Source organism: Bradyrhizobium glycinis (assembly GCF_016031655.1).
Lineage (GTDB): Bacteria > Pseudomonadota > Alphaproteobacteria > Rhizobiales > Xanthobacteraceae > Bradyrhizobium > Bradyrhizobium glycinis.
In genome coordinates this window covers 1-22,879 of record NZ_JACCHQ010000036.1, presented here as the reverse complement: position 1 = coordinate 22,879, position 22,879 = coordinate 1, and the positions used below count along the sequence as shown (strand labels likewise).

Below are 22,879 nucleotides of genomic sequence, written 5' to 3'. Positions count from 1 at the left end.
CGCGATCAGTATTTTTCCAGCGAACGCCCGATGACGCCGTCCACGGACTGCTCCGGCGCGATGTCGGTGGAGTAATAGCCGGCGGCCTTCTTCGCGGCGATCTCGACATGGGCATCGGCCGGAATCAGCTCCAGCGGGATCGGCACGCGCTCGACGATGTCGATGCCTTGCGAGGTCAGCGCGTCGTATTTCATGTCGCTCATCGACAGGAAGCGATCGATGCGCTTGAGGCCGAGCCAGTGGATCGTATCCGGCATCAATTGCTGGAAGCGCGCATCCTGGACGCCGGCCACGCACTCGGTGCGCTCGAAATAGGCGGCGGCCGCATCGCCGTCCTCCTGCCGCTTGCGCGCATTGTAGACCAGGAATTTGGTGACCTCGCCGAGCGCGCGGCCCTCTTTGCGGTTGTAGACGACGAGCCCGAGCCCGCCCTCCTGTGCGCCGCGCGCGGATTCCTCGATGCCGTGGATCAGATAGGGGCGGCAGGTGCAGATGTCGGAGCCGAACACGTCGGAGCCGTTGCACTCGTCATGCACGCGGCAGGTGATCCTGGTGCGATGATCCGGCAATTTCGTCAGGTCGCCGAACAGATACACCGTGGTGCCGCCGATCGGCGGCAGGAACACCTTCATGTCCGGGCGCGTCACCAGCTCCGGGAACATGCCGGCGGTCTGCTCGAACAGCGTGCGCCGCAGCTCGGTCTCGCCGGTGCCGAAGCGCGCCGCAAGGCCCGGCAGATACCACACCGGATCGATCGCGATCTTCACCACCGAGACGCTGCCATTGGCGTGCACGACCTCGCCGTCGGCACGCAGCCGCTTGGCGGCAAGCGCATCGCGGATCTCCGGCAGGTCGAGCCGCGCCCGCGTCACCGCGATGCTCGGGCGGATGTCGACACCTTCCGCGATCTCCTGGCGAAAATTCTCGGCGACCAGATGCCCCCAGGGATCGAGCGCGACGATCTTGGTGGGATCGGTCCATTGCGGGAACGGACCGATGGTCGCGGCCGGAAATGTGTTGGTGAGGTCGGGGCGCCTGATCGGGTCGAGCGCGCCGGCGGAGACCGCGAGCGCGCGGTACATCGCGTAGGACCCGCCATGGCTGCCGATCACGTTGCGGTCCCCGGCGCGCGACACCGTGCCGATGACCGGCCCGCGGGCGCGCGCATCAGTGGCGCCCCAATGAATGGGAAAGGCGGCCTTCCGGCCCGGCTCCGGATGGGAGGTCAGGCGGATGTGGTCGGTACGGTTGGCACGGCTCATGTCCAGGCTCCCAAAAAGCCAACGGCCCGCCGCTTGGACGGGCCTGGCTCGCTTGCGGCGCCGAACCGGCGGCGCAAGCTCAATCCAACATATTGTAGCGGCCGGCGACGACAGACAAGTTAATCGTGGCAGGGCGCAGGGGCCGTTCGCGGCCAAATTCCCGTCATGGAGACGGCCATCGGGCCTGCCGGCACGCTCATCCCGCTTGCCGCCTTGCCCGTGAGGCCAGTTTAAGGAATTGAAATAGTTTCATTTTTCGTGTTTTCAAGGAGTTGTTGCTGCGTGCGGCGGGCTTCAAGTTCGGCGCACTGCGCTGCCCCTGCCCCTGGAGACTGCCATGCCCGCCGCCAGCTACATCGATCCCAGTAACGGAAAGCTCTATCCCCTGGACCAGCCGCGCTGGTGCTCGGACGAGCGCACGCCGCTGCTGGTGACGCCGGGAGCCGGCATCTCGCGCGAGGACATCGATGGCCGGACGCGGTCGCTTTGGCGCTACCGGGCGGCGCTGCCGGTCGAGATCGCGAAGCCGATCACGCTCGGCGAGGGCTGCACGCCGCTGGTCCAGCAGGAATGGGGCGCGCTGCGCCCGCTGTTCAAGCTCGAATGGTTCAACCCGACCGGCAGCTTCAAGGACCGTGGCTCGGCGGTGATGCTGTCGTTCCTGCGACAGATCGGTATCTCTGCCATTCTGGAGGATTCCTCCGGCAACGGCGGCTCGTCGATGGCGGGGCTGGGTGCGGCCGGCCGCATGCGCGTCAAGATTCTGGCGCCGGCCTCGACGTCGCCGGCCAAGATCGCGCAGGTGCGCGCCTACGGCGCAACCGTGCAGCTCGTGGAGGGCCCGCGCGAGGAATCCGAAGCCGAGGCCATCCGGCAGTCGAGCCAGACCTTCTACGCCAGCCACAATTGGCAGCCGTTCTTCCTCGAAGGCACCAAATCGTTGGCCTACGAGATCTGGGAAGATCTCGGCTTCCGCGCGCCCGACAACGTCATCGTTCCCGTCGGTGCCGGCAGCAGTCTGCTGGGTTGCGCCTTCGGTTTCCGCGAGCTGTTGAAGGCCGGGCAGATCGCAAAGCTGCCGCGCCTGTTCGCGGCGCAGCCGCTCAATTGCTCGCCGATCGATGCGAGCTTCAAGGCCGGTGTCGATACGCCAGTCGCGCGCGAGGTGAGCAAGACCATCGCCGAAGGCACCGCCATCAAGACTCCCCTCCGCCTGCGTGAGATCATCGCCGCCCTGCGCGAGAGCGGCGGCGGCACCATCGCGCTCACCGAGGACGAGATCGTCGCCGCCCTGCGCCGCCTTGCGCGCCAGGGCCTGTTCGCCGAGCCGACCAGCGCCAGCGCGGCTGCGGCGCTCGACAAGCTCGCTGCAACCGGCGCCATCACGGCGAACGAGACCACGGTCGCGGTTCTCACCGGCACCGGCCTCAAGGCCGCAATCACCGTCGCCGATCTCGTGCAGTAGGGCCGCGCTTACTCTCCCGCTCCAGGCTCATGGAGGGGCCTGGCGGGAGAGCGCAAGCGCCCGCCGGCATCCGCCAGCACCTTCCACTGGAACAGCGGCGAGTCCTTTGGCGGCGAGAGCTGCGGGGTCCAGCCGGTGAGCTTTTCGATCGCATAAGTGTCCATCACGACGCCGCGCCAGCGGCGTTCGACCGTGGCGAGTTGCTCGCGCTGCGCCGGAATGTGCTCCCACAGCGATGCGCGGTTGTCCGGCTCGCGCCCGACATAGATGCCGGCATGACCCTTGATCCGGTCCATGCCGGGATCGCGGAAATCCTGGAAACGGCCACGCTCGTTGATCTCGATCACCGGCACGCGGCCCCGGAACAGCCAGCGCATCATGGCGTAGGTGCGATAGTCCGTGGTTGCGATCCAGGTCGCGCCCGTTGCGTCGAGGGCCGCTTGCGCCCGCGCGGCGACCTGCTCGTAGCCGGCCTCGGCGCCGATCGGGTCGATCTTGCCGAGCAGATTCCAGGGCGCGGCAACGTAGTAGAGGAACACGACGATGACGAAGGCGAGGCCCGAGACGATCGCTGTCTTGGCCCAGAACAGAGAGGACCTCAGCATTCGGGCGGACCATCCCTCTTTCCTCATCGTGACGAGGTTGACCGCGGTGGCGGCAAAACCCACCGGCCACATGAACATCGGCCAGGTGTCGCCGACGCGAAGCGTCAGCGACTTGAAGAAGAAGTAGACGAACGGCACCAGCACCGCGGTCGACAAAAGGATCGCGACCGGTTCGCGCGTGCGATAGCCGCGCCACGCCGTCAGAACCAGGCCCGTCAGCACCACCGGCAGCATGACGAAGCCGACCAGACCGAATTGCAGGCCGATGTAATCGCCGATCGTACGCAGCGAGATGCCGTAATTGGCGGTGGCGCGCACGCCCTGGAATCGGAACGAGGCCCAGTCGTGCTGCGCGTTCCAGATCAGCACCGGCGAGAACACCGCGATCGCGCCCAGGACGGCGAGATAGGGGTAAGGACTGCGCAGCCAGCGCCAGCGCCAGTCCGGCACCAGCAGAAAGGCGGCGACCGCCGGCGCGAACATGATCGCGGTGAATTTCGCCAGCATCGATAGGCCCGCGAACAGGCCGGCCGCCAGCCACCAGCGTCCGTCGCCGCTTTGTGCCAGCCGCACCAAGGACCACATCATCGCCACCGCAAACGGGATCATCGCGACATCGGGCGCGACCTTGGCCATCAACAGGCCATAATACAGCGCGGCCTCCGGCATCAGCACCGCGAACACGATCGCGCGCGCATCATGGGTGAGGCGGCGGACGATGTCGGCGAGCAATAGCTGCGTCACCAGCATCGCGACGATGCCGCCGAAGCGGACGCCGAGATTGGTGTCGCCGAAGATCGCGGTTCCGAAGCGGATCAGCCACGCGATGCCGGGCGGATGGTCGAGGAAGCTGAGCGCGGCCTCCTTGGACCAGGTCCAGTAATAGGCTTCGTCGGTGCGCAGCTCGATGGCCGAGGCATAGACGATGCGGAGCAGCGTCATCGCGGCGATGATCGCTGCGGCAATGAGGATGAGACGGCGTTCGGCGCCGGCTTGCTTCGCAGAGGTGTCGGGAGCGATCGTCACGGCGGCGCTTTTCCCCGACTTGAAAGGGGGAGTCAATGTGGGCCAAGCTCTCTCCCCGCGTCGTCCCGGACAAGCGCGCCCTGAAGGCGCGCGCCGATCCGGGACGACGGCGGAGTGTGAGGCGGCTTCCCAGGCATGTGGCCTCACAGCCTGTCCACATCAGGAATTAAACGTTACGCTGGCTGTTCTCTTTCATGAACTGATACAATCCAATCATGGCCACCGCTCCCAGACAGATGTCAGTCGTCCGCGCCGCCGGCGTGCGGCAGGTGCGACTCGTTTGCGGCCTCATCCTGTTCGCCTATGTGGTCAGTCACTTCCTCAACCACGCGCTCGGCAACATTTCGGTCGATGCCATGGAGACGGGGGTCTACTATCACACCCTGTTCTGGCAGTTCCTCCCGGTCGCGATCGTGTTCTACACGGCCGCACTCACCCATATGGGCCTCGGCCTCTACGCGCTGTATCAGCGCCGGCAGTTCCGCTGGCGGACGATCGAGCCGCTCCAGCTCGTGCTCGGCTTGAGCATCCCCGTCCTCGTCATGGGCCACGTCATCGGCGTGCGGCTCGGGCAGACGCTGTACGGACACCAGAAGCTCTATCCGCAGGAGCTCTATCTGTTCTTCGTCGCGGCGCCGGGCCGGCTCTGGCAGATGACGATCCTGCTGCTCATTGCCTGGGTGCACGGCTGCATCGGCGTCTATTTCTGGCTTCGGCTGAAGCCGTTCTTCACGCGCGCGGCGCCCTATCTGCTCGCGGCCGCCGTGCTGATCCCGACGCTCTCGCTGCTCGGCATCTATCAGGGCGGCCGCAGCGTCGCCGTCGACAGTGACGATGGCGAATGGCGTAGACAGCATCTCACCCGCCGCCAGGTCGGCACGGTTGCGGAAGGCGACACGCTCGACCGCATCGCGGGCGGTCTCACCATCGGCTATTTCGGTCTGTTGGGACTGGTGCTGGCGGCGCGCGGCGCGCGTGCCTTGCGCGAACGGCGCGGCGGCATGATCGCGCTGTCCTACGGCAACGGCAAGACGGTGCGGGTCCCCAAGGGCCTGTCCGTGCTGGAAGCGAGCCTGCGCCATAACGTGCCGCATGCCAGCGTCTGCGGCGGCCGCGCCCGCTGCTCGACCTGCCGCATCCGCATCATCGGCGATCATGACGCGTTGCCTACCCCGTCCCAGCGCGAGGCGTTCGTGCTCACCCGCGTCGGCACCGCCGATCCCTCGATCCGGCTGGCCTGTCAGCTGCGCCCGACCTCCGACCTCTCCTTCTTCCAGCTCTTCACACCTCACACGCATGGAGCGGACGGGGCCTCGACATCGGCCAGCATCGGCCAGGAGCGCTATCTCGTCAGCCTGTTCGTGGACATGCGCGGCTCGACGCAGCTGGCCGAGAAGCGCCTGCCGTTCGACACGGTCTTCATCGTCAACCGCTTCCTCGGCGCGGTGTCGCAGGCGGTGATCGAGAACGGCGGCCAGCCGAACCAGTTCGTCGGCGATGGCATGCTGGCGCTGTTCGGCCTTGCGGCCGACCCGCAAACCGCCTGCCGGCAGGCGATGAAGGCAGCCGCGGGAATTGCCACGCATATCGACGAGCTCAACGAGCTCCTGAGCCACGATCTGCGCCAGCCGATCCGCTTCGGCATCGGCATCCACGGCGGCGAGGTCATCATCGGCGACATCGGCTATCGCGATCACATCGTCTTCACCGCGCTCGGCGATGCCGTCAACGTCGCCGCCCGCCTGCAGGACATGACCAAGACACTGGCCTGCGAGGCGATCGTCTCGGAAGAAGTCCGCCGTACCGCTGATATTGCCGAGGACGCCCTGCCGCAGCAAGAGGTCGCCATCCGTGGCCGCGACGAGCCGCTCGCGGTGCGCGTGGTGGCGAATGCGAGGGAGCTGGCGGGGCTGGTCGATCGCAGCGAGCGGGTGGCTGCGTGATCCCTACCTCTCCCCGCTTGCGGGGAGAGGTAGGAATGCGCGCGTAGCGCGGATTCCGGGTGAGGGGGTACAGGTCTCGCGGCAGTCGCACGTGTGGAGAGAGGCCCCTCACCCCAACCCTCTCCCCGTAAGAACGGCGCGAGGGAGCGCACCGTCGTCACTGCCGCAGCTCGCCTCATCTAATGCAGAGGCAACACCGCCCTGCTGCAACGCAGCGGCATGGGGTTGCTGCGAAAGCGCGAATTGACTTCGCTCAAATCGTTGCGACAGATGAGCGCAGGATCGTGGTGATGACCGCGCATCCAACGAGAAGCTCCGGGAGGAGAAAAAATGTTCGATCGACGCGACCTGCTCAAGGGAGCAGGCCTTGCAGCCATGGCGGCCACACTGAATTCCACCAAGGCGCTGGCCCTCGACACCGTGACCCTGCCCTTCGCCAATGGCGAACGGCCGCTGGTGAAGTATCCGCAGAAGCGGCCGATGATCGGCCTGACCAGCCGACCGCCGCAGCTCGAGACGCCGTTTGCGGTATTCAACGACGGCCCGATCACGCCGAACAACGTGTTCTTCGTGCGCTACCACCTCTCCGACCTGCCCTACAATCTCGACCCCGACAAGTTCACGCTGGAGGTCAAGGGCAAGGTCGACAAGCCGCTGAAATTGTCGCTGAAGGACATCAGGAAGATGAAGGCGACGGAGATCGTCGCCGTCGCGCAATGCTCCGGCAACAGCCGCGGCTTTTTCGAGCCGCGCGTTGCAGGCGGCCAGCTCGCCAACGGTGCGATGGGTTGCGCGCGCTGGCGCGGCGTGCCGCTGAAGAGCGTGCTCGAAATGGCCGGCGTGCAAAGCGGCGCCAGGCAGGTCACCTTCAACGGCATGGATGGGCCCGTCAACGACAAGACGCCGGACTTCATCAAGGCACTCGACATCGATCACGCCAACGACGGCGAGGTGATGCTGGCCTATGGCATGAACGGTGAGGACCTGCCGTTCCTTAATGGCTTCCCGCTGCGCCTGATCGTGCCCGGCTATTACGGCACCTACTGGGTCAAGCACCTCAACGAGATCACCGTTATCGACAACGTCTATGACGGCTTCTGGATGAAGTCGGCCTATCGCATCCCTGACACGCCGAACAACGCGGTCGAGCCGGGCACCGCGCCGAAGGCGACGATCCCGATCAACCGCTTCACCATCCGCTCCTTCATCACCAGCGTCCCCGATGGCGCCAAGCTGAAGGCGGGAGCCGTGACCCTGCGCGGCATCGCGTTCGATGGCGGCAAAGGCATCAAGGAGGTCGAAGTCTCCACCGACGGCGGCAAGACCTGGGTCGGCGCCAAGCTCGGCAAGGATCTCGGCAAGTACGCCTTCCGCGAATGGAAGCTGCCGGTGAAGCTCGCTGCCGGCAACCACGAGCTCAAGGTCCGCGCCACCGGCAATGGCGGCGAGACCCAGCCGGACACGCCGCGCTGGAACCCGGCGGGCTATTTGCGCAACGTCGTCGAAACCGTCCGCGTCAGCGTGGCCTGAAGGAGACTGATCATGCAGCGCATTGTTCTCGTCGCCATCACACTCGCTATCGCCGCATTGATGGGTTCGTCACTTGCAGCGCCGGTCAATTACAAGAGCCCCGACGAGGTCGCCGCCTTTAAACCCGGTCCCAACCTCGAGGTCGTGCAGAGCAATTGCAGCGCCTGTCATTCGTCCGACTACGTCGCCACGCAGCCGCCGATGAAGGACAAGAGGGCGTTCTGGCAGGCCGAGGTGACCAAGATGATCAAGGTCTATGGCGCACCGATCGACGATGCCGATGTCGGCAAGATCGTCGATTATCTAGCTGCGACCTACTGACGGATGACCGCGAAACGGGCAAAACCGGCAAAAACGCCGCGAAGTTGAGCGGAATTCGGCGAAATGGCGATGTGGTTTGAGCTACCAAGCCTGCCACATTCCGCGTATCCTGTTAAGACCGAACCGGCCGGTTGGCGGGGACTGGCGGTTCGAGATTTCGGAGGAAGACCCGCGGAGAAGTCGTGATGGCTAAAGGTACGGTCAAGTGGTTCAACCCGACGAAGGGTTATGGATTTATCCAGCCTGCGTCGGGTGGCAAGGATGTGTTCGTGCATATCTCGGCAGTGCAGAAGGCCGGTCTGTCAACCCTCAACGAGGGACAGACGGTGGAATACGAAGAGATCGCAAACCGGGGCAAGACCTCCGCAGAGAACCTCAAAGTATAAGCCCGCGCCAGCCTTTGCTGCCTCCCGGATTTGTCCGGGAGCGGGCCAAAAAAATTTAAGAAGACGGCCGGTGCATTCGACGACAGGCGTTGCGATTGCACAAGGATAGCTATTTTTTCCTTGCGAAGACCGCTCATTCAAATCACAGCAATGACAATCGCGACTGCACTTCGCTAACCCACCGGCAGCGGTGCGTCGCGCTTGATCTCCTCCATCACCGCATAGGTCCGCGTCTCGCGCACGCCCGGCATCGACAGCAGGGTTTCGCCGAGAAAGCGACGATAGGCGCTCATGTCTGCCAGCCGCGCCTTCACGAGATAGTCGAAGCCGCCGGCGACCATGTGACACTCCAGCACTTCAGGAGCGAGCCTCACGGCGCGCGCGAACCGCTCGAAATTGTCGGGCGTGGTCTTGTCGAGCAGCACCTCGACGAACACCAGGAGCCCAAGGCCGAGCCGGTGCGGGTTGAGCCGCGCGCCATAGCCTTCGACGAAGCCCTCGCGCTGCAGGCGCTTCAGCCGTTCGCCGATCGAGGTCGGCGACAGCCCGATGCGCTCGGCGAGTTCGACATTGGCGATGCGCCCATCCTCCTGCAGGATCGAGAGGATTTTCCGGTCTGTTCGATCGAGTTCCATAACTTATGTGGCTAAATGGCTAGTGCTCTTCATTTTCTAAGGCAAAGAAGCTAGATTGTCTATCGAACTACGGTCACGCGGGCCTTATCCTGGATTTCAGCCACAGGACACGCCATGCCGAACATCCCGCCGCCCTTCTCCGCGCCTTACGCTCCCGATGACGCTGAGATCGCCGCAAAGCTTTTGCCGGCCTCGCATCTCGCCCCGCCACGGGAGGCCCGGATCGACCGCACCGCGACGCGGCTGATCGAGGCGATCCGCAAGCGCGACGACCGGCTCGGCGGGGTCGAGGACATGCTGCGGGAGTTCGCGCTCTCGACCAAGGAAGGGCTGGCGCTGATGATCCTGGCGGAAGCGCTGCTGCGCGTGCCCGATGCACGCACGGCCGACCAGTTCATCGAGGACAAGCTCGGCGAGGGCGATTTCATCCATCATGAGACCAAGTCCACCGCGTTCCTGGTCAACGCCTCGGCCTGGGCGCTCGGCCTGTCGGCGCGAGTGATCCAGCCGGGCGAGACGCCCGACGGCACCATCGGCCGGCTGGTGAAGCGGCTCGGTGCACCGGCGGTGCGCACCGCGACGCGCCAGGCGATGCGGCTGATGGGCAATCATTTCGTGCTAGGGGAGACCATCGAGCAGGCGCTGGAGCGGGGCCGACCGCGTTCGGGCCAGAAGCCGCGCTATTCCTTCGACATGCTCGGCGAAGGCGCGCGCACGGCAACCGATGCCAAGCGCTATTTCGACGCCTATGCCAGTGCGATTGACACGATCGGCAAGGCGGCGGGAAACCATCCCCTGCCCGACCGCCCCGGCATCTCGGTCAAGCTCTCGGCGCTGCATCCGCGCTTCGAGGCGATCAGCCGCGGCCGCGTGATGGCCGAGCTGGTGCCGCTATTGCTGGACCTTGCGCAGCGCGCCAAGGCGCATGACCTCAACTTCACCGTCGATGCCGAGGAGGCCGACCGGCTGGAGCTGTCGCTCGACGTGATCGCGGCGACGCTCGCCGATCCCTCGCTTTCCGGCTGGGACGGATTTGGCCTTGCGGTCCAGGCCTATCAGAAGCGCGCCAGCGCGGTGATCGACTATGTCGATGAACTGGCCCGTGCGCATAACCGCAAGCTGATGGTGCGCCTGGTCAAGGGCGCCTATTGGGACACCGAGATCAAGCGCGCCCAGGAGCGCGGGCTCGACGGCTATCCCGTGTTCACGCGCAAGGCGATGACCGATCTGAACTTTGTCGTCTGCGCGACGAAGCTGCTGGCGTTGCGGCCGCGCATTTTCCCGCAATTCGCCACCCACAACGCGCTGACGGTCGCGACCGTGCTGGAGCTCGCAGCTGATGGCGGCGGCTTCGAATTCCAGCGCCTGCACGGCATGGGCGAAGCGCTCTACGAGCAACTCGCCAAGGATCATCCTGACATCGCCTACCGCACCTATGCGCCGGTCGGCAGCCATCGCGACCTGCTCGCTTATCTGGTGCGGCGGCTGTTGGAGAACGGCGCCAATTCCTCGTTCGTGGCGCAGGCGGCCGATTATCGCGTGCCGGTTTCGGCGCTGCTGCAGCGCCCGGCGGATGCCATCGGCCAGCCGCAACAGGCACCTCATGCCAAGATTCCGTTGCCGGCAGATCTGTTCGCGCCGGAGCGGCGGAATTCGCGCGGCGTCGAATTCGGTGAGCGTGCCGCACTCGACCAGCTCCTGACGGACGTGAAGGCCGCGGCGGCCGATCTCAAGCCTGTCGCTAACACAACACCGGATCAGGCCAACGCGGCGATGACGGCTGCGCGCGCCGGCTTTGCCAGCTGGAGCCGGACGCCTGCAGGCACGCGCGCAGCGGCGCTGGAGCAGGCCGCGCATCTCCTGGAAAGCCGCGGCGCCCGCTTCATCGCGCTGTTGCAAGCCGAGGGCGGCAAGACGCTTGACGACGCTCTGTCCGAGCTGCGCGAAGCCGCCGACTTCTGCCGCTACTATGCCGCGCAGGGCCGCAAGCTGTTCGGGAACGATGCCGCCATGCCCGGCCCGACCGGCGAGAGCAACGCGCTTAGCCTTCGCGGCCGCGGCGTGTTCGTCCCGATCTCGCCGTGGAATTTTCCGCTGGCGATCTTCCTTGGCCAGGTGAGCGCGGCGCTGATGGCCGGCAACAGCGTGGTGGCAAAACCCGCCGAGCAGACGCCGCGCATCGCGCGCGAGGCCGTTGCCCTGCTGCATGAGGCCGGCATCCCCACAAGCGCGCTGCATCTCGTCACCGGCGACGGCCGCATCGGCGCCGTCCTCACCGCGCATCCTGATGTCGCCGGAATCGTCTTCACCGGCTCGACTGAGGTCGCGCGCCAGATCAACCGGACGCTGGCCGCCAAGGACGGGCCGATCGTGCCGCTGATCGCGGAGACCGGCGGCATCAACGCCATGATCGCGGATGCGACCGCGCTGCCCGAGCAGGTGGCCGACGATGTCGTGACCTCCGCGTTCCGCTCCGCAGGCCAGCGCTGCTCGGCGTTGCGGCTGTTGTTCGTGCAGGAGGATGTGGCCGACCGCATGATCGAGATGATCGCGGGTGCCGCGCGCGAGCTTAAGATCGGCGATCCCTCTGATGTCGCGACCCATGTCGGTCCTGTGATCGACATGGAGGCCAAGCAGCGCCTCGATGCGCATATCGCGCGGATGAAGCGCGAGGCGCGGCTGCACTTTGCAGGTGCCGCGCCGGATGGCTGCTTCGTCGCGCCGCATATCTTCGAGCTCAAGGAGGCCGGTCAGCTCACCGAGGAGGTGTTCGGCCCGATCCTGCATGTCGTGCGCTATCGCGCGGAGAACCTCGAACGTGTGTTGCAATCGATCGCGCGCACCGGCTACGGGCTCACTCTCGGCATCCATTCGCGCATAGACGACACCATCGAGGCGATCATCGACCGCGTCCAGGTCGGGAACATCTACGTCAACCGCAACATGATCGGCGCCGTGGTCGGCGTGCAGCCGTTCGGCGGCAGCGGCCTGTCCGGAACCGGCCCCAAAGCCGGCGGCCCGCACTACCTCGCGCGCTTTGCAACCGAGCAGACCGTGACAATCAACACCGCGGCTGCCGGCGGCAATGCGGCGTTGCTTGCGGGAGAGGAGTGAGGCCCTGCGCCAGGCGCCGTTGCATCCCGGCAAAACATCGGTCTAATGCTCCCATCATTGGCCCGCGCCAATTCCAGGGCGCGGGAAACGACTGAAGCGAGGGAGCGACGCCGCGATGGAGAAGGGCATTTTTGCGGGCCTGAAGGTGCTGGACTGCGCGAGCTTCATTGCAGCGCCCGCGGCCGCGACCGTGCTGTCGGATTTCGGTGCCGACGTCATCAAGATCGAGCCGCCCGGCACCGGCGACCCCTATCGCAACCTGCCGAACCTGCCGGGCTATCCCACCGGCGAGCACAATTTCGCCTGGCTGCTGGAGGCGCGCAACAAGAAGAGCATCGCGCTCGACCTGTCGAAGCCAGAGGCGCAGGCGGTGCTCTACAAGCTGGTGGCGGAGGCCGACGTCTTCATCACCAACATGCCGCCGCCGGTGCGCGCCAAGCTCGGCATCACCTACGACCATCTCGCCCATCTCAACGGTCGGCTGATCTACGCCTCCTTCACCGGCTATGGCGAGAAGGGCGAGGAAGCCAACAAGCCCGGCTTCGACAGCAATGCCTATTGGGCGCGCTCCGGCCTGATGGACCTCGTCCGCGCCGACACCGACACAACGCCGGCGCGCTCGGTCGCGGGCATGGGCGATCATCCCTGCGCCATGGCGTTCTACGGCGCGATCGTCACCGCGCTGTATCAGCGCGAGAAGACCGGCAAGGGTTCGCACGTCGCCTCCAACCTGATGGCGAACGGGGTATGGGCGGCGAGCGTGCTGGCGCAGGCCAAACTCTGCGGCGCCAAGTTCGGCGAGCGGCGCCCGCGCGAGCGCGCCCTCAATGCGGTCGCCAACCATTATCAGTGCAAGGACGGCCGCTGGCTGATCCTGTCGCTGCTCAACGAAGAGAAGCAGTTTCCGACACTGGCCAAGTGCCTGGGCCGTGAGGATCTGATCAACGATCCCCGCTTCGTCACCAAGGCCGACCGCCACGCCCGCTCGGTCGAGTTGATCAGGATCTTGGACGAGACCTTCGCCACGAAAGATCTCGCTGAATGGCGCAAAATCCTCGACGGCAATGGTCTCGTGTTCGGCGTCGTCGCCATCCTGGACGACATCCCCAACGACAAGCAGATGCTCGACAACGAGGTGCTGGTGCCGTTCGAGAACGACACCATGCTGACGATCAACAGCCCGATCTGGATTGACGGCGCCAGGAAAGTGCAGCCGCGCAAGCCGCCAGCCGTCGGCGAGCACAGTGACGAGATTTTGCGCGGGGCGGGATATGACGAGGCGGCGATCAAGGCGCTGAGGTCGTCGGGGGCGGTGGGGTAGCCCCGTCGTCTCCACAGACTCCGTCATTGCGAGCGCAGCGAAGCAATCCAGAGTCTTTCCGCGGATGCATTGCTGGATTGCTTCGCTGCGCTCGCAATGACGATGTGGAGCGATCTCGCTATAACAATCGGCAAGTCACAAATGCCGCGAGGTCCCATGCCCAGCTACCGCCTGCACTACTTCCCCGAATCCGGCAACAGCTACAAGCTGGCGCTGATGCTGACGCTCTGCGGCGAGACGTTCGAGCCGGTCTGGACTGATTTTGCCGGCGGCGTCACGCGCACGGCGGAGTGGCGCAAGGCCGTGAACGAGATGGGCGAGATTCCCGTGCTCGAGATCGACGGCGTGAAGATGACGCAGACTGCGCCGCTGCTGCTGAAACTGGCCGAGCAATACGGCCGTTTCGGCGCCGAGACGGAAGACGAGAAGTTCGAGCTGCTGCGCTGGCTGTTCTGGGACAACCACAAGCTCACCAGCTACATGGCCACCTACCGCTTCATGCGCGCCTTCACGGAGAAAAACGATCCGCAGGTGCTGAAGCATTTTCGCCGGCGGCTCGAGGACTTTCTCGGCATCCTCGACGGCCATCTCCAGGACAATGAATTCGCGATCGGCGCAAAGCCGACGGTCGCCGACATCTCGATGATGGCTTATCTGCATTATCCCAGCGACGAGCACGGCTTTGATTTCGCGGCGAGCCATCCCGCCATCCATGCCTGGCTCGGCCGCATGGCCGCGCTGCCGGGCTGGAAGCCGGCCTACGAGCTGCTGCCCGGCAAGCGGATGACGAATTACGCGACGTGAGGATGCTTCCTCTCTTCTCCCTCTCCCCGTTCTTACGGGGAGAGGGTCGGGGTGAGGGGCCTCTCTCCACAGGTGAGACTGCCGACGGACCTGTACCCCCTCACCCGAATTCGATCTGCGATCGAATTCGACCTCTCCCCGCTAGCGGGGAGAGGTAAGTAAGCTCACTTCAGCGACAGCCAGCCCAGCGTGAACAGAATTCCGCCGACGATGACGGCCACCGCGACGGCCCAGATGCTCACGCGCGCGCTGCCGATGACCTGCTTGGCTTCCTCGTTTCGCGCAATCTCGCGATTGCGCGCCTTGTTGGCGTTGCCGGTATCCGTCATGGGTCATCCAAATCGCTTGTTGGCTCTATTTTGCGCGTGATCTTTTCGGAAAACCGCTGCACACTTTGCGCTAGCGCGGCCCTCCGGGTCCGGATCACGCGCTAACGCGTCTTGATGAAGCACATGCCGATGCGGCGCGAGGCCGTGGCGGCCTGGCAGGTCAAACCGTTGGCACAGCTCCATGACGTAAAACTCCTGTCCGGCGTTCCCGATCCCGGATCTTGCAGGGAACAATGCGCTCCCCAGCCGTCCTGATATTCGCTGCCGGCCAGCTCGCTTCTGCCGCGGGTCTGCGGCCGGCCGGCAAATCCGCGTGAGAAATCAGGGCTTTTTCCCGCCGCGAACGCAGTCAGGATGTCGCGGCGGCGGAGCTGGTCGCCGAAGAAGTGCGGCGAGGCCGCCACGATGGTGGAATTGGACGGCTTATCAGCGAGCCAATCGACGCCCGGGAAATGGAAACCGCCGATGCCGCGGGTCTGGTGACAGCCGGCGCAGGTGATGTCGTTGAGACGGCGCTGGAAGCCCGCGACCGAACGGATGTTCTGCATGTCGAGGGCGCGTGCCGCCGCCTGCTTCAGCGCGCCGACCACGTCATTATCGGTGAAGACGGGATCGCCTTTGCCCTCCCCCTGCATCAAGCCGAACTCCGGCTGCAACGTCGAGGCGTCGAGGCCGGCGGGGGTCGGCACAATTGCGGCCTTGGCCAGGAATTTCTCCGGGATCAGCACCGTGCCGCGATCGAACGCGCGCAAGTTCTCCGGCGCGAGCAGCCATGCCTTGAAGTCGCGCCGCAGCGCGCCGTCGGCAAGAATGCGGTCGCGGTCGATCTGGTTCTCCAGCGTGGATTCCTCGAACGTCCTGGTGGCGGCGTCGTACTTGAACACCTTGAGAAGATAGTCGGAGCGAAAATCGTGCAGCGCCGATTTCGGCGCGACCGAGACCTGGATGTTGGTCTCGATGCGGTCGAGCATGGCGTCGTCAGGCAGGAAGCGGCTGCCGATCAAGCCCTGCCAGTCGCCATTGTCGAGCCATCGCCGCGCGATCTCGGCGCAGCTGATTGGCTTGCCGTTCGCATCCGTCTGGCGCGCATCGCGCGCCTTCATCACGAGGTTGAATGTCATCGGCAGGCGCGTTGCGGTCTTGCCACCATCCCGCCCGCGATCGAACCGCGCCAGACGAAAGATCAGCCGGATCTCGCCGCAGGACTCTTCCGCGACATAGGCACGGTCCATGCGATTGACGATGCCGGCCAGCACGAAGCGCGCCTCGCGCGATTTCAGATTGGCCAGATCGAACAATTGCGCGTCGAAACCCTCGCCGACGCCGATGGTCTCGCCCGGATAGGTCGCCTTGTACCACGCGATATAGCGGTCGAATTCCGCATCGATCGCGGGTAGAATGTCTTTTAGCTGCGGCAGCGAGGCGAACATCAGCTCGGTCGTGAGCAGGACGCCCGAATTCCGCTCCGGCGCCAAAAGACGCGATATCGTCAGCGTGTCGTTCTGGTCGAGCTTGCGCAGGAGAGCGGGATCGGTGATCGCGGTGCCGCGCGTCAGCGCAGTGCTCTCCGCTGCGAAGAGCGAAACGACACCGCCCAGCAATGCGGCGGCAGCAACGAGAATTCGCAAGGCGCGGCCCATGCCTGAGGTAACACCGTGCAAGCGTGCCTATTCAAGCGAAAAGGCGCCTCACATCGTGGTGAAGCGCCTCTTCGAAAGTCGGATATCGGACGCTCAGCGTCCGACGATCAGCCCCCTTGAGGTGACGACCACCCAGCGGCCATCCTGACGGCGGATCGCATCGACACGGCCGACGCCGGGGATCGGGTCGCCGGGATAGACCTCGTAGAGGCCGTCGCGGCCCTCGATCAGCGCGCCGCCGTTGCTGGCGTTGCGCAGCCGCCAACCTTCGATCGTCGGCAGACGTCCGACTTCGGTCTTGGGAGCTGCGGGCGCCGGGGCCGGTGCGGCCGCCGCGGTCGCGACTTGGGTCTGGGTCTGGGCCGGCGCGATCGAGCTGGTGGTCTCCTTGGGCACCGCTGCTGCGGCCTGCGCGGGCGCGGCGGGCGGCGTGGTGCGGAGCTTGTCGACCGTCTCGGACAGCTTTGCGATCCTGGCCAGCGGCTCGGCCTGCGCCTTCTCGAGCTTGTCCAGCCGGTCGTTGGCCCGGTTGAACTGGGTGAGACCGGTCTTCGAGCTCTGCTCGACATTGGCCTTCAGTGCGACGAGGTCGGCATCGATCCGCGCGACCGAGGCATCCAGCGCGCTGGTATCGGCGACCTGGACCGGGGCCGGAGCGGGTGCGGCGAAATGCATCATTCCCGCGGTCGCGAGCGCGCCGCTGATCGCGCCGACGCTGGCGGCAATCGCCACCACCGCGGCCATCGCCGACAGCCGCCGCTTGCTGCCGGCCTCGCGCGACTCGTCCGTCTTCCCATGCGGAGCGAACTCCTCGCGCTCCCAGGCGCGGTCGGCGGGCGGCATGACGAGGAGCTTGCCGTGCTTCGGCTCAGCCTTTGCCTCGGTCTTGGCCTCAGTCTTGGTCTCAGACTTGGCCTCAGTCTTGGCCTCAAACTTCGGCACCTCGATCCGCGGCGGCTCCACCTTCGGGGCGTCCGCCTTGACCGGATCCGGCTTGACCGGATCGGGCTTGGGCGGCGCTTCGTGGTCGGGGGCGATCGAGGGGGCCTCGATACCGGCGGCAGCCTCGATGGCCTGCAGCGCCGCGGCGTCGACAGCAGCGGGGTCCTGGGCAGCCTGCTCGGACATTGGTTCGCTCACGGCTCAAATACTCCAGTCTCAGTTGACCTTTTGGTAACTTTCATTGCTTGCGAAATCCTTACCTCGGGACCCGCTTACCGAAATTTTAGGAATTCATCGGGGCCCGAATTGGGCCGGGAAAGTGGAACCGGTGTGGCGGGCGTGAAACAATTCGTAATCGAGGGAAGATGAACGGTGGCGGAATGGTAAGACCGCCGCTCTTCAAGCCCGCTGAGAAAGCGGCCACCTCAGGTGACGGTCAGGGAGTTGGGCGTGCCGCATCAATGTCGTCATTGCGAGCGTAGCGAAGCAATCCAGAATCCCTCCGCGGATGCAGTCTGGATTGCTTCGCTACGCTCGCAATGACGGCGTGTGGATGATCGGCCACACATTCACATCACGACCGGAGCATCCGGCAGCTCGTTCGCATGTGGCCCCTGCTTCGGAAAATGCTTTGCCAGCTCCCGCGACACGGCATCGATGCCATTGATCACGCCGCGTTCGAACCGGCCCGATCTGAACTCGGCCTCCATCGCGCGGCAGATCGTCTCCCAACCCTCCGCGCCGACCTTCGCGTCGATGCCGCGATCGGCGATGATCTCGACGTCGCGGTCGGCGAGCAGGAGATAGATCAGAACGCCATTGTTATGGGCGGTGTCCCAGATGCGCAGATGCGAGAACACGTCGAGCGCGCGCGCGCGGGCCGGCTGGTTGCGGAACAGCGGACGGCCGTCGAGCGCGCCTTCGACGACGAAACGGACCTGGCCGGAATGGGTGGCTTCGCCGCGCTTGATCGCCTGCTCGATGCGGTCGAGCACCGCTGGCGGGAAAATCTGCTTGGCCCGCCAATGATGCTGCACGAGATGTCTGGCAATGCGCTTGATGCTCATGACCGCTACCAGCTCCCTGAGGCGCCGCCGCCACCAAAACTGCCCCCGCCGCCGCTGAAGCTGCTGTCGCTATCACTGCTGCTCGACGATCCGCTGCTCCAGCCGCCCGAGGAGCCGCTCGACCACGAGCCGCCATGCGAGCGGCCGGTGCCGGGCGTGATCGCCGAAAACAGATCGGCGATGAATCCGACGATGAAGCCGAGGATGCCGACAGCCGCCGCGAGCGCCGCGGAGCCGAGAATGAGCCAGGTTATTGCCGCGATGATGCCCCCGGTCACCAATGATCCGAGCAGCCGCCCCAGGATCGCGCGGAAGAACCCGCCGACGCCGATCGAAGCGAACAGCGCCACCGCAAACACCGGCGCGAGATCGTCCAGATTGTGGGCGAAGTTGACGCTGCGCGAGGGCGACGGCAGCGGCTCGCCGTCGATCACCCGCATCATGCGGTCGATGCCTGCGCTGATGCCCGCGGCGAAATCGCCGCTCCTGAACTTCGGCGTGATATCCTCGTCGATGATGCGCCGAGAGGTGACGTCGGTGAGCACGCCTTCGAGACCATAGCCGACCTCGATGCGCAAATGCCGGTCGCTCTTGGCGACGACCAGGATCGCGCCGTCGTCGACCTTCTTGCGGCCGACCTTCCAGGCCTCCGCGACCCGGATCGAGAACTGCTCGATGGTCTCCGGCTGTGTGGTCGGGACGATCAGGACGGCGATCTGGCTGCCCTTGCGGTTCTCGAAATCGCGGAGCTTTTGCGTGAGCGTGGCGATGTCGCTGCTTGAGAGCGTGCCGGTCTGATCGACGACGCGGCCGGTGAGCTGGGGGACGGCGACGTCGGCGTGGGTGGGAATGACAAAGGTGAGGAGGAGTGCTGCAATGATGATCGCGCACCACACACTCGCTGTCATCGCCCGGCTCGACCGGGCGATCCAGTATTCCAGAGACGCCGGCGGGATACGGAGAAGCCGCGGCGTATTGGATTCCCCGCTTTCGCGGGGAATGACAGTGGTGGGTGGGACGCGCATCGGAGCCGAACGCAGCTACTTGGACGGCGCCGGTGCCGGGTTGAAATCCACCTTCGGGGCAGTCGAGATCGCCTTCTCGTTCTCGACCGAGAAGTTCGGCTTCTCCTTGTAACCGAACGCCATCGCGGTGAGATTGGTCGGGAACGAGCGGATGGTGACGTTATACTCCTGCACCGCCTTGATGTAGCGGTTGCGCGCCACCGTGATGCGGTTCTCGGTGCCCTCGAGCTGCGACATCAGGTCCTTGAACAAGGCATCGGACTTCAGCTGCGGATAGTTCTCGGTGACGACCAGGAGGCGCGACAGCGCGCTGGAGAGCTCGCTCTGGGCGGCCTGGAATTTCTGGAACGCGGCGGGATCGTTCAGCACCTCCGGCGTTGCCTGGATGCTGCCGACCTTGGCCCGCGCATTGGTGACGCCGAGCAGCACGTCCTTCTCCTGCTGGGCAAAGCCCCTCACCGAGTTGACGAGATTAGGCACGAGGTCGGCGCGGCGCTGATATTGGTTCACGACCTCGGACCAATTGGCCTTGATCTGCTCGTCCTCGCTCTGGATCGCGTTGTAGCCGCAATTGGTCAGGCTCAGCGAGGCCAGGGCGGCCAGCACGGTCAGGATCTTGCGCATCAAATTTCTCCCGGTGGAATCCTGTGATTCAATATCAGATAGCGATCACACGATGCCAGCTTCCCGCGTCATTCCGGGGCGCGAAGCGAACTATGGTGCGCATTGCGCACCCGAGAATCTCGAGATTCCGGGTCTGGTCCTTCGGACCATCCCGGAATGACTGCGGCCAATGGGGCGCGCCAGCCGGCTGACGCAAGCCTCTTGCCTATCGCAGGCCGACATAGTCAACTCCGGCAAAACAAAAGCGGAAACACCAGGGGGAACGCGATGTCCTCGTTCGAGACCATCCTCGTGGAGCGGCCTGAGCCGGCGATCGTCCGGGTCGTGATGAACCGGCCCGAGGCGCGCAACGCGCAGAACCTGCAAATGACCTACGACCTCAACGCCGCCTTCGACGCGGCGGTGCAGGACGATGCAGTCAAGGTGATCATTCTCGCCGGGAACGGCCCGCACTTCTCCTCCGGTCACGACCTGCGTCCCGGCGGCAAGAACGCGGCCGGCGTCGACTTTCCGCCGATCGGAAATTGGGGTGGCTTTGCCGAGCCGAACGCGCACGGACGCTTCGCGCGCGAGCAGGAAATATATCTCCAGATCACCCGGCGCTGGCGCAATCTGGCAAAACCCACCATTGCCGAGGTCCACGGCAAATGCATCGCCGGGGGCTTGATGCTGGCCTGGGCCTGCGACCTCATCGTCGCCAGCGATGATGCACAGTTCTGCGATCCCGTCGTCACCATGGGCGTCTGCGGCGTCGAATGGTTCGTGCATCCCTGGGAGCTCGGGCCACGCAAGGCCAAGGAATTCCTGTTCACCGCCGACAGCTGGAGCGCCGAGGAGGCGCACCAGCTCGGCATGGTCAACCAGGTCGTGCCGCGTGCCGAATTGTCGTCGCGCGTGCTGGAGCTGGCACGAAGGATCGCGACAAAACCGTCCTTCGCGCTGAAGCTGACCAAGGAAGCGGTCAACCGCTCGGTCGACGTCATGGGTCAGCCGGCCGCGATCGACCAGGCCTTCGCGCTGCATCAGCTCTGCCACGCGCACAATCTCCAGGAGTTCGGCATGATCGTCGATCCATCCGGCCTGCATCCGTCCGTGCGCAAGCCGCCGGCCGCGGCGGAGTAGACGCGATGGATCTCAATCTCAGTGACGAGCAAAAGTTGCTGCGCGAGAGCGCGGAGCGCTTCGTGGCCGAAAGCTACGATGCCGAGCACCGCCGCAAGATGGCGAACGATCCGCTCGGCTTCAGCCCGGCCGTCTGGAAGCAATTCGCCGAGCTCGGCTGGCTGGCGCTGCCGCTTCCCGAAGAGTATGGCGGGCTCGGCGGCGGCGCGGTCGACATCGGCATCCTGATGGAGGCCTTCGGCCGGGGCCTCGTGTCGGAGCCTTATATCGCAACCGTCGTGCTCGGGGCTGCGCTGATCGCGAGATGCGGCACCACCGAGCAGAAGCAGGCGAGCCTGCCCAAGGTGGCGGACGGATCGCTGAAGCTTGCCTTGGCGCATTCGGAGCGCGCGGCGCGGTTCGATCTGGCCAAGGTCACGACCAGCGCCAACAAGACGGGACAAGGCTGGCGTTTGTCCGGCAGCAAGATTGCCGTGCTCGACGGGCATGCCGCCGACGAGATCATCGTCTCCGCCCATATCCACGATCATCGGGGACCCCAGGGGCGGATCGGCCTGTTCCTCGTGCAGGCGACGACGACAGGCCTCGTCATCAGCGATTATCCGCGTCTCGGCGGCGGACGTGCCTGCAACATCGAGCTGTGCGACGCGCATCTGCCGGAGGACGCCTTGCTCGGCGACGGCAGCGATGCCCTGCCCGCGATCGAATGGGCGGTCGATCGCGCCATGGCGGCGCTGGGCGCCGAAGCTGTCGGCATCATGCAGACGCTGCTCGACACCACGCTCGACTACACCAAGATCCGGAAACAATTCGGCCGGCCGCTCTCGGCCAACCAGGTGATCCGTCACCGCCTCGCCGACATGGCGATGCAGGTCGACGAGGCGCGCTCAATGGCGCTGCGGGCTGCGTTGAAGGCCGATAGCGCGCCGATCGAGCGTGCCCGGGCGGCGTCGGGCGCGAAGGCGAAGATCGGAAAATGCGCGCGCTTCGTCGGCGAGCAGTCGATCCAGCTCCATGGCGGCATGGGCGTCACCGAGGAGCTCGAGGTCGGCGCCTATTTCAAGCGGCTCGTCGCCTTCGACACGCTGTTCGGCGGCAGCGCGCATCACTATGCCCGGCACGCCGAGCTGGGCCGCAGGGCCATCTCGGCCTGACAAGGAGCGCATCATGGACCTGTCGTTCAATGCCGAGGAGCGCGCCTTCCAGAGCGAGGTGCGCGGCTTCATCGCCAAGAATCTCACCGAGGAAATGAAGCGCGCGACGGCGCTGACGCCATCGGTGTTCTCCGACCCTGATGTCGGCATGGCCTGGCAGCGCGCGCTGCACAGCCGCGGCTGGGGTGCACCGGGCTGGCCGGTCGAATATGGCGGCCCCGACTGGACGCCGGCGCAGCGCTGGATCTTCGAGACCGAGTGCGCCCGCGCCGGCGTGCCCAACGTCAACGTGATGGGCGTGAAGATGGTCGGGCCGGTCATCATCGGCTTCGGCAGCCCCGAGCAGAAGAATTTCTACCTGCCGCGGATTCTCTCCGGCGAGGATTATTGGTGCCAGGGTTATTCCGAGCCGGGGTCCGGCTCCGACCTGTCGTCACTGAAGACGCGCGCGGTGCGCGACGGCGACGACTACATCATCAACGGCACCAAGATTTGGACCACGCACGCCCATCACGCCAACCGCATGTTCGCGCTGGTGCGCACCAGCGACGGGCCGCGGCAGCA

Annotated in this window: 20 protein-coding genes; 11 read left to right on the top strand and 9 right to left on the bottom strand. The window is 65.3% G+C overall.

The features are described from left to right. Positions 1–5 precede the first annotated feature (5 nt). Positions 6–1,262, bottom strand: a complete 1,257-nt coding sequence (locus tag HZZ16_RS33230; protein WP_197954562.1) for a GTP cyclohydrolase II — start codon at positions 1,260–1,262, stop codon at positions 6–8. A gap of 337 nt (positions 1,263–1,599) precedes the next feature. Here HZZ16_RS33230 and HZZ16_RS33225 point away from each other — a divergent pair, with 337 nt between their 5' ends. Further along, positions 1,600–2,727, top strand: coding sequence for a threonine synthase (locus tag HZZ16_RS33225; RefSeq protein WP_197954561.1), 1,128 nt, complete (start codon positions 1,600–1,602; stop codon positions 2,725–2,727). A gap of 8 nt (positions 2,728–2,735) precedes the next feature. Here the strand turns inward: HZZ16_RS33225 and HZZ16_RS33220 are convergent, their stop codons facing one another. Further along, on the bottom strand, positions 2,736–4,274 hold the full coding sequence (locus HZZ16_RS33220) for a glycosyltransferase family 39 protein (protein ID WP_246510612.1): 1,539 nt from the start codon (positions 4,272–4,274) through the stop codon (positions 2,736–2,738). A 299-nt stretch (positions 4,275–4,573) separates the two neighbouring features. On the opposite strand from HZZ16_RS33220, the gene HZZ16_RS33215 reads away from it, so the two are divergent. The 4 genes from HZZ16_RS33215 (at position 4,574) to HZZ16_RS33200 (ending at position 8,538) form a co-directional block, all read left to right on the top strand. After that, on the top strand, positions 4,574–6,301 hold the full coding sequence (locus tag HZZ16_RS33215; protein ID WP_197954560.1) for an adenylate/guanylate cyclase domain-containing protein: 1,728 nt from the start codon (positions 4,574–4,576) through the stop codon (positions 6,299–6,301). A gap of 330 nt (positions 6,302–6,631) precedes the next feature. Beyond that, entirely contained in the window at positions 6,632–7,831 is a 1,200-nt protein-coding gene (gene sorA / locus HZZ16_RS33210; protein WP_197954559.1) for a SorA family sulfite dehydrogenase catalytic subunit, read from the top strand. Positions 7,832–7,843: 12 nt separating this feature from the next. Beyond that, a complete protein-coding gene (gene sorB / locus HZZ16_RS33205; protein WP_197954558.1) occupies positions 7,844–8,152 on the top strand; it encodes a SorB family sulfite dehydrogenase c-type cytochrome subunit in 309 nt (102 codons plus the stop codon). A gap of 185 nt (positions 8,153–8,337) precedes the next feature. Further along, on the top strand, positions 8,338–8,538 hold the full coding sequence (locus HZZ16_RS33200) for a cold-shock protein (RefSeq protein WP_008563500.1): 201 nt from the start codon (positions 8,338–8,340) through the stop codon (positions 8,536–8,538). A 173-nt stretch (positions 8,539–8,711) separates the two neighbouring features. Here HZZ16_RS33200 and HZZ16_RS33195 read toward each other — a convergent pair whose 3' ends face one another. Further along, positions 8,712–9,173: an Lrp/AsnC ligand binding domain-containing protein gene (locus HZZ16_RS33195; protein ID WP_197954557.1), complete on the bottom strand. Its 462-nt coding sequence runs from the start codon at positions 9,171–9,173 to the stop codon at positions 8,712–8,714. Positions 9,174–9,287: 114 nt separating this feature from the next. Between HZZ16_RS33195 and putA the strand changes: the two genes are divergently transcribed. The 3 genes from putA to HZZ16_RS33180 all read left to right on the top strand — a co-directional run bounded on the left by putA (position 9,288) and on the right by HZZ16_RS33180 (position 14,412). Continuing rightward, complete coding sequence (gene putA, locus HZZ16_RS33190) at positions 9,288–12,287, top strand: bifunctional proline dehydrogenase/L-glutamate gamma-semialdehyde dehydrogenase PutA (protein ID WP_197954556.1); 3,000 nt, start codon at positions 9,288–9,290, stop codon at positions 12,285–12,287. Positions 12,288–12,402: 115 nt separating this feature from the next. Next, a complete protein-coding gene (locus HZZ16_RS33185) occupies positions 12,403–13,608 on the top strand; it encodes a CaiB/BaiF CoA transferase family protein (protein WP_197954555.1) in 1,206 nt (401 codons plus the stop codon). Positions 13,609–13,764: 156 nt separating this feature from the next. Then, positions 13,765–14,412: a glutathione S-transferase family protein gene (locus HZZ16_RS33180; RefSeq protein ID WP_197954553.1), complete on the top strand. Its 648-nt coding sequence runs from the start codon at positions 13,765–13,767 to the stop codon at positions 14,410–14,412. A gap of 164 nt (positions 14,413–14,576) precedes the next feature. Here the strand turns inward: HZZ16_RS33180 and HZZ16_RS33175 are convergent, their stop codons facing one another. The 6 genes from HZZ16_RS33175 to HZZ16_RS33150 all read right to left on the bottom strand — a co-directional run bounded on the left by HZZ16_RS33175 (position 14,577) and on the right by HZZ16_RS33150 (position 20,039). After that, entirely contained in the window at positions 14,577–14,741 is a 165-nt protein-coding gene (locus HZZ16_RS33175) for a hypothetical protein (protein WP_197954551.1), read from the bottom strand. A gap of 101 nt (positions 14,742–14,842) precedes the next feature. Then, positions 14,843–16,381, bottom strand: coding sequence for a hypothetical protein (locus tag HZZ16_RS33170; protein ID WP_197954627.1), 1,539 nt, complete (start codon positions 16,379–16,381; stop codon positions 14,843–14,845). A 93-nt stretch (positions 16,382–16,474) separates the two neighbouring features. Then, positions 16,475–17,509 (bottom strand): hypothetical protein, encoded by a 1,035-nt coding sequence (locus HZZ16_RS33165; protein WP_197954618.1) that lies wholly within the window; start codon positions 17,507–17,509, stop codon positions 16,475–16,477. A 383-nt stretch (positions 17,510–17,892) separates the two neighbouring features. Then, positions 17,893–18,390, bottom strand: a complete 498-nt coding sequence (locus HZZ16_RS33160) for a TPM domain-containing protein (RefSeq protein WP_197954549.1) — start codon at positions 18,388–18,390, stop codon at positions 17,893–17,895. 5 nt (positions 18,391–18,395) lie between these two features. Beyond that, positions 18,396–19,298 (bottom strand): TPM domain-containing protein, encoded by a 903-nt coding sequence (locus HZZ16_RS33155; protein ID WP_197954544.1) that lies wholly within the window; start codon positions 19,296–19,298, stop codon positions 18,396–18,398. 132 nt (positions 19,299–19,430) lie between these two features. Beyond that, positions 19,431–20,039, bottom strand: a complete 609-nt coding sequence (locus HZZ16_RS33150) for a LemA family protein (protein ID WP_197954543.1) — start codon at positions 20,037–20,039, stop codon at positions 19,431–19,433. A 267-nt stretch (positions 20,040–20,306) separates the two neighbouring features. On the opposite strand from HZZ16_RS33150, the gene HZZ16_RS33145 reads away from it, so the two are divergent. The 3 genes from HZZ16_RS33145 to HZZ16_RS33135 form a co-directional block, all read left to right on the top strand. Continuing rightward, a complete protein-coding gene (locus HZZ16_RS33145; protein WP_197954542.1) occupies positions 20,307–21,161 on the top strand; it encodes an enoyl-CoA hydratase in 855 nt (284 codons plus the stop codon). A 5-nt stretch (positions 21,162–21,166) separates the two neighbouring features. After that, complete coding sequence (locus HZZ16_RS33140) at positions 21,167–22,315, top strand: acyl-CoA dehydrogenase family protein (protein WP_197954541.1); 1,149 nt, start codon at positions 21,167–21,169, stop codon at positions 22,313–22,315. 13 nt (positions 22,316–22,328) lie between these two features. Next, positions 22,329–22,879 (top strand): acyl-CoA dehydrogenase family protein (locus HZZ16_RS33135; protein WP_197954540.1); only part of this gene is annotated, 551 nt, incomplete at its 3' end.

Coding starts and splice junctions, on each gene's coding strand:
- HZZ16_RS33225 (WP_197954561.1), top strand. CDS start 1,600: ATGCCCGCCGCCAGCTACATCGATCCCAGTAACGGAAAGCTCTATCCC.
- HZZ16_RS33195 (WP_197954557.1), bottom strand. CDS start 9,173: ATGGAACTCGATCGAACAGACCGGAAAATCCTCTCGATCCTGCAGGAG.
- HZZ16_RS33185 (WP_197954555.1), top strand. CDS start 12,403: ATGGAGAAGGGCATTTTTGCGGGCCTGAAGGTGCTGGACTGCGCGAGC.
- putA (WP_197954556.1), top strand. CDS start 9,288: ATGCCGAACATCCCGCCGCCCTTCTCCGCGCCTTACGCTCCCGATGAC.
- HZZ16_RS33160 (WP_197954549.1), bottom strand. CDS start 18,390: ATGAGCATCAAGCGCATTGCCAGACATCTCGTGCAGCATCATTGGCGG.
- HZZ16_RS33145 (WP_197954542.1), top strand. CDS start 20,307: ATGTCCTCGTTCGAGACCATCCTCGTGGAGCGGCCTGAGCCGGCGATC.
- HZZ16_RS33175 (WP_197954551.1), bottom strand. CDS start 14,741: ATGACGGATACCGGCAACGCCAACAAGGCGCGCAATCGCGAGATTGCG.
- HZZ16_RS33170 (WP_197954627.1), bottom strand. CDS start 16,381: ATGGGCCGCGCCTTGCGAATTCTCGTTGCTGCCGCCGCATTGCTGGGC.
- HZZ16_RS33200 (WP_008563500.1), top strand. CDS start 8,338: ATGGCTAAAGGTACGGTCAAGTGGTTCAACCCGACGAAGGGTTATGGA.
- HZZ16_RS33215 (WP_197954560.1), top strand. CDS start 4,574: ATGGCCACCGCTCCCAGACAGATGTCAGTCGTCCGCGCCGCCGGCGTG.
- HZZ16_RS33140 (WP_197954541.1), top strand. CDS start 21,167: ATGGATCTCAATCTCAGTGACGAGCAAAAGTTGCTGCGCGAGAGCGCG.
- HZZ16_RS33220 (WP_246510612.1), bottom strand. CDS start 4,274: ATGACGCTGCTCCGCATCGTCTATGCCTCGGCCATCGAGCTGCGCACC.
- sorB (WP_197954558.1), top strand. CDS start 7,844: ATGCAGCGCATTGTTCTCGTCGCCATCACACTCGCTATCGCCGCATTG.
- HZZ16_RS33165 (WP_197954618.1), bottom strand. CDS start 17,509: ATGTCCGAGCAGGCTGCCCAGGACCCCGCTGCTGTCGACGCCGCGGCG.
- sorA (WP_197954559.1), top strand. CDS start 6,632: ATGTTCGATCGACGCGACCTGCTCAAGGGAGCAGGCCTTGCAGCCATG.
- HZZ16_RS33150 (WP_197954543.1), bottom strand. CDS start 20,039: ATGCGCAAGATCCTGACCGTGCTGGCCGCCCTGGCCTCGCTGAGCCTG.
- HZZ16_RS33230 (WP_197954562.1), bottom strand. CDS start 1,262: ATGAGCCGTGCCAACCGTACCGACCACATCCGCCTGACCTCCCATCCG.
- HZZ16_RS33155 (WP_197954544.1), bottom strand. CDS start 19,298: ATGACAGCGAGTGTGTGGTGCGCGATCATCATTGCAGCACTCCTCCTC.
- HZZ16_RS33180 (WP_197954553.1), top strand. CDS start 13,765: ATGCCCAGCTACCGCCTGCACTACTTCCCCGAATCCGGCAACAGCTAC.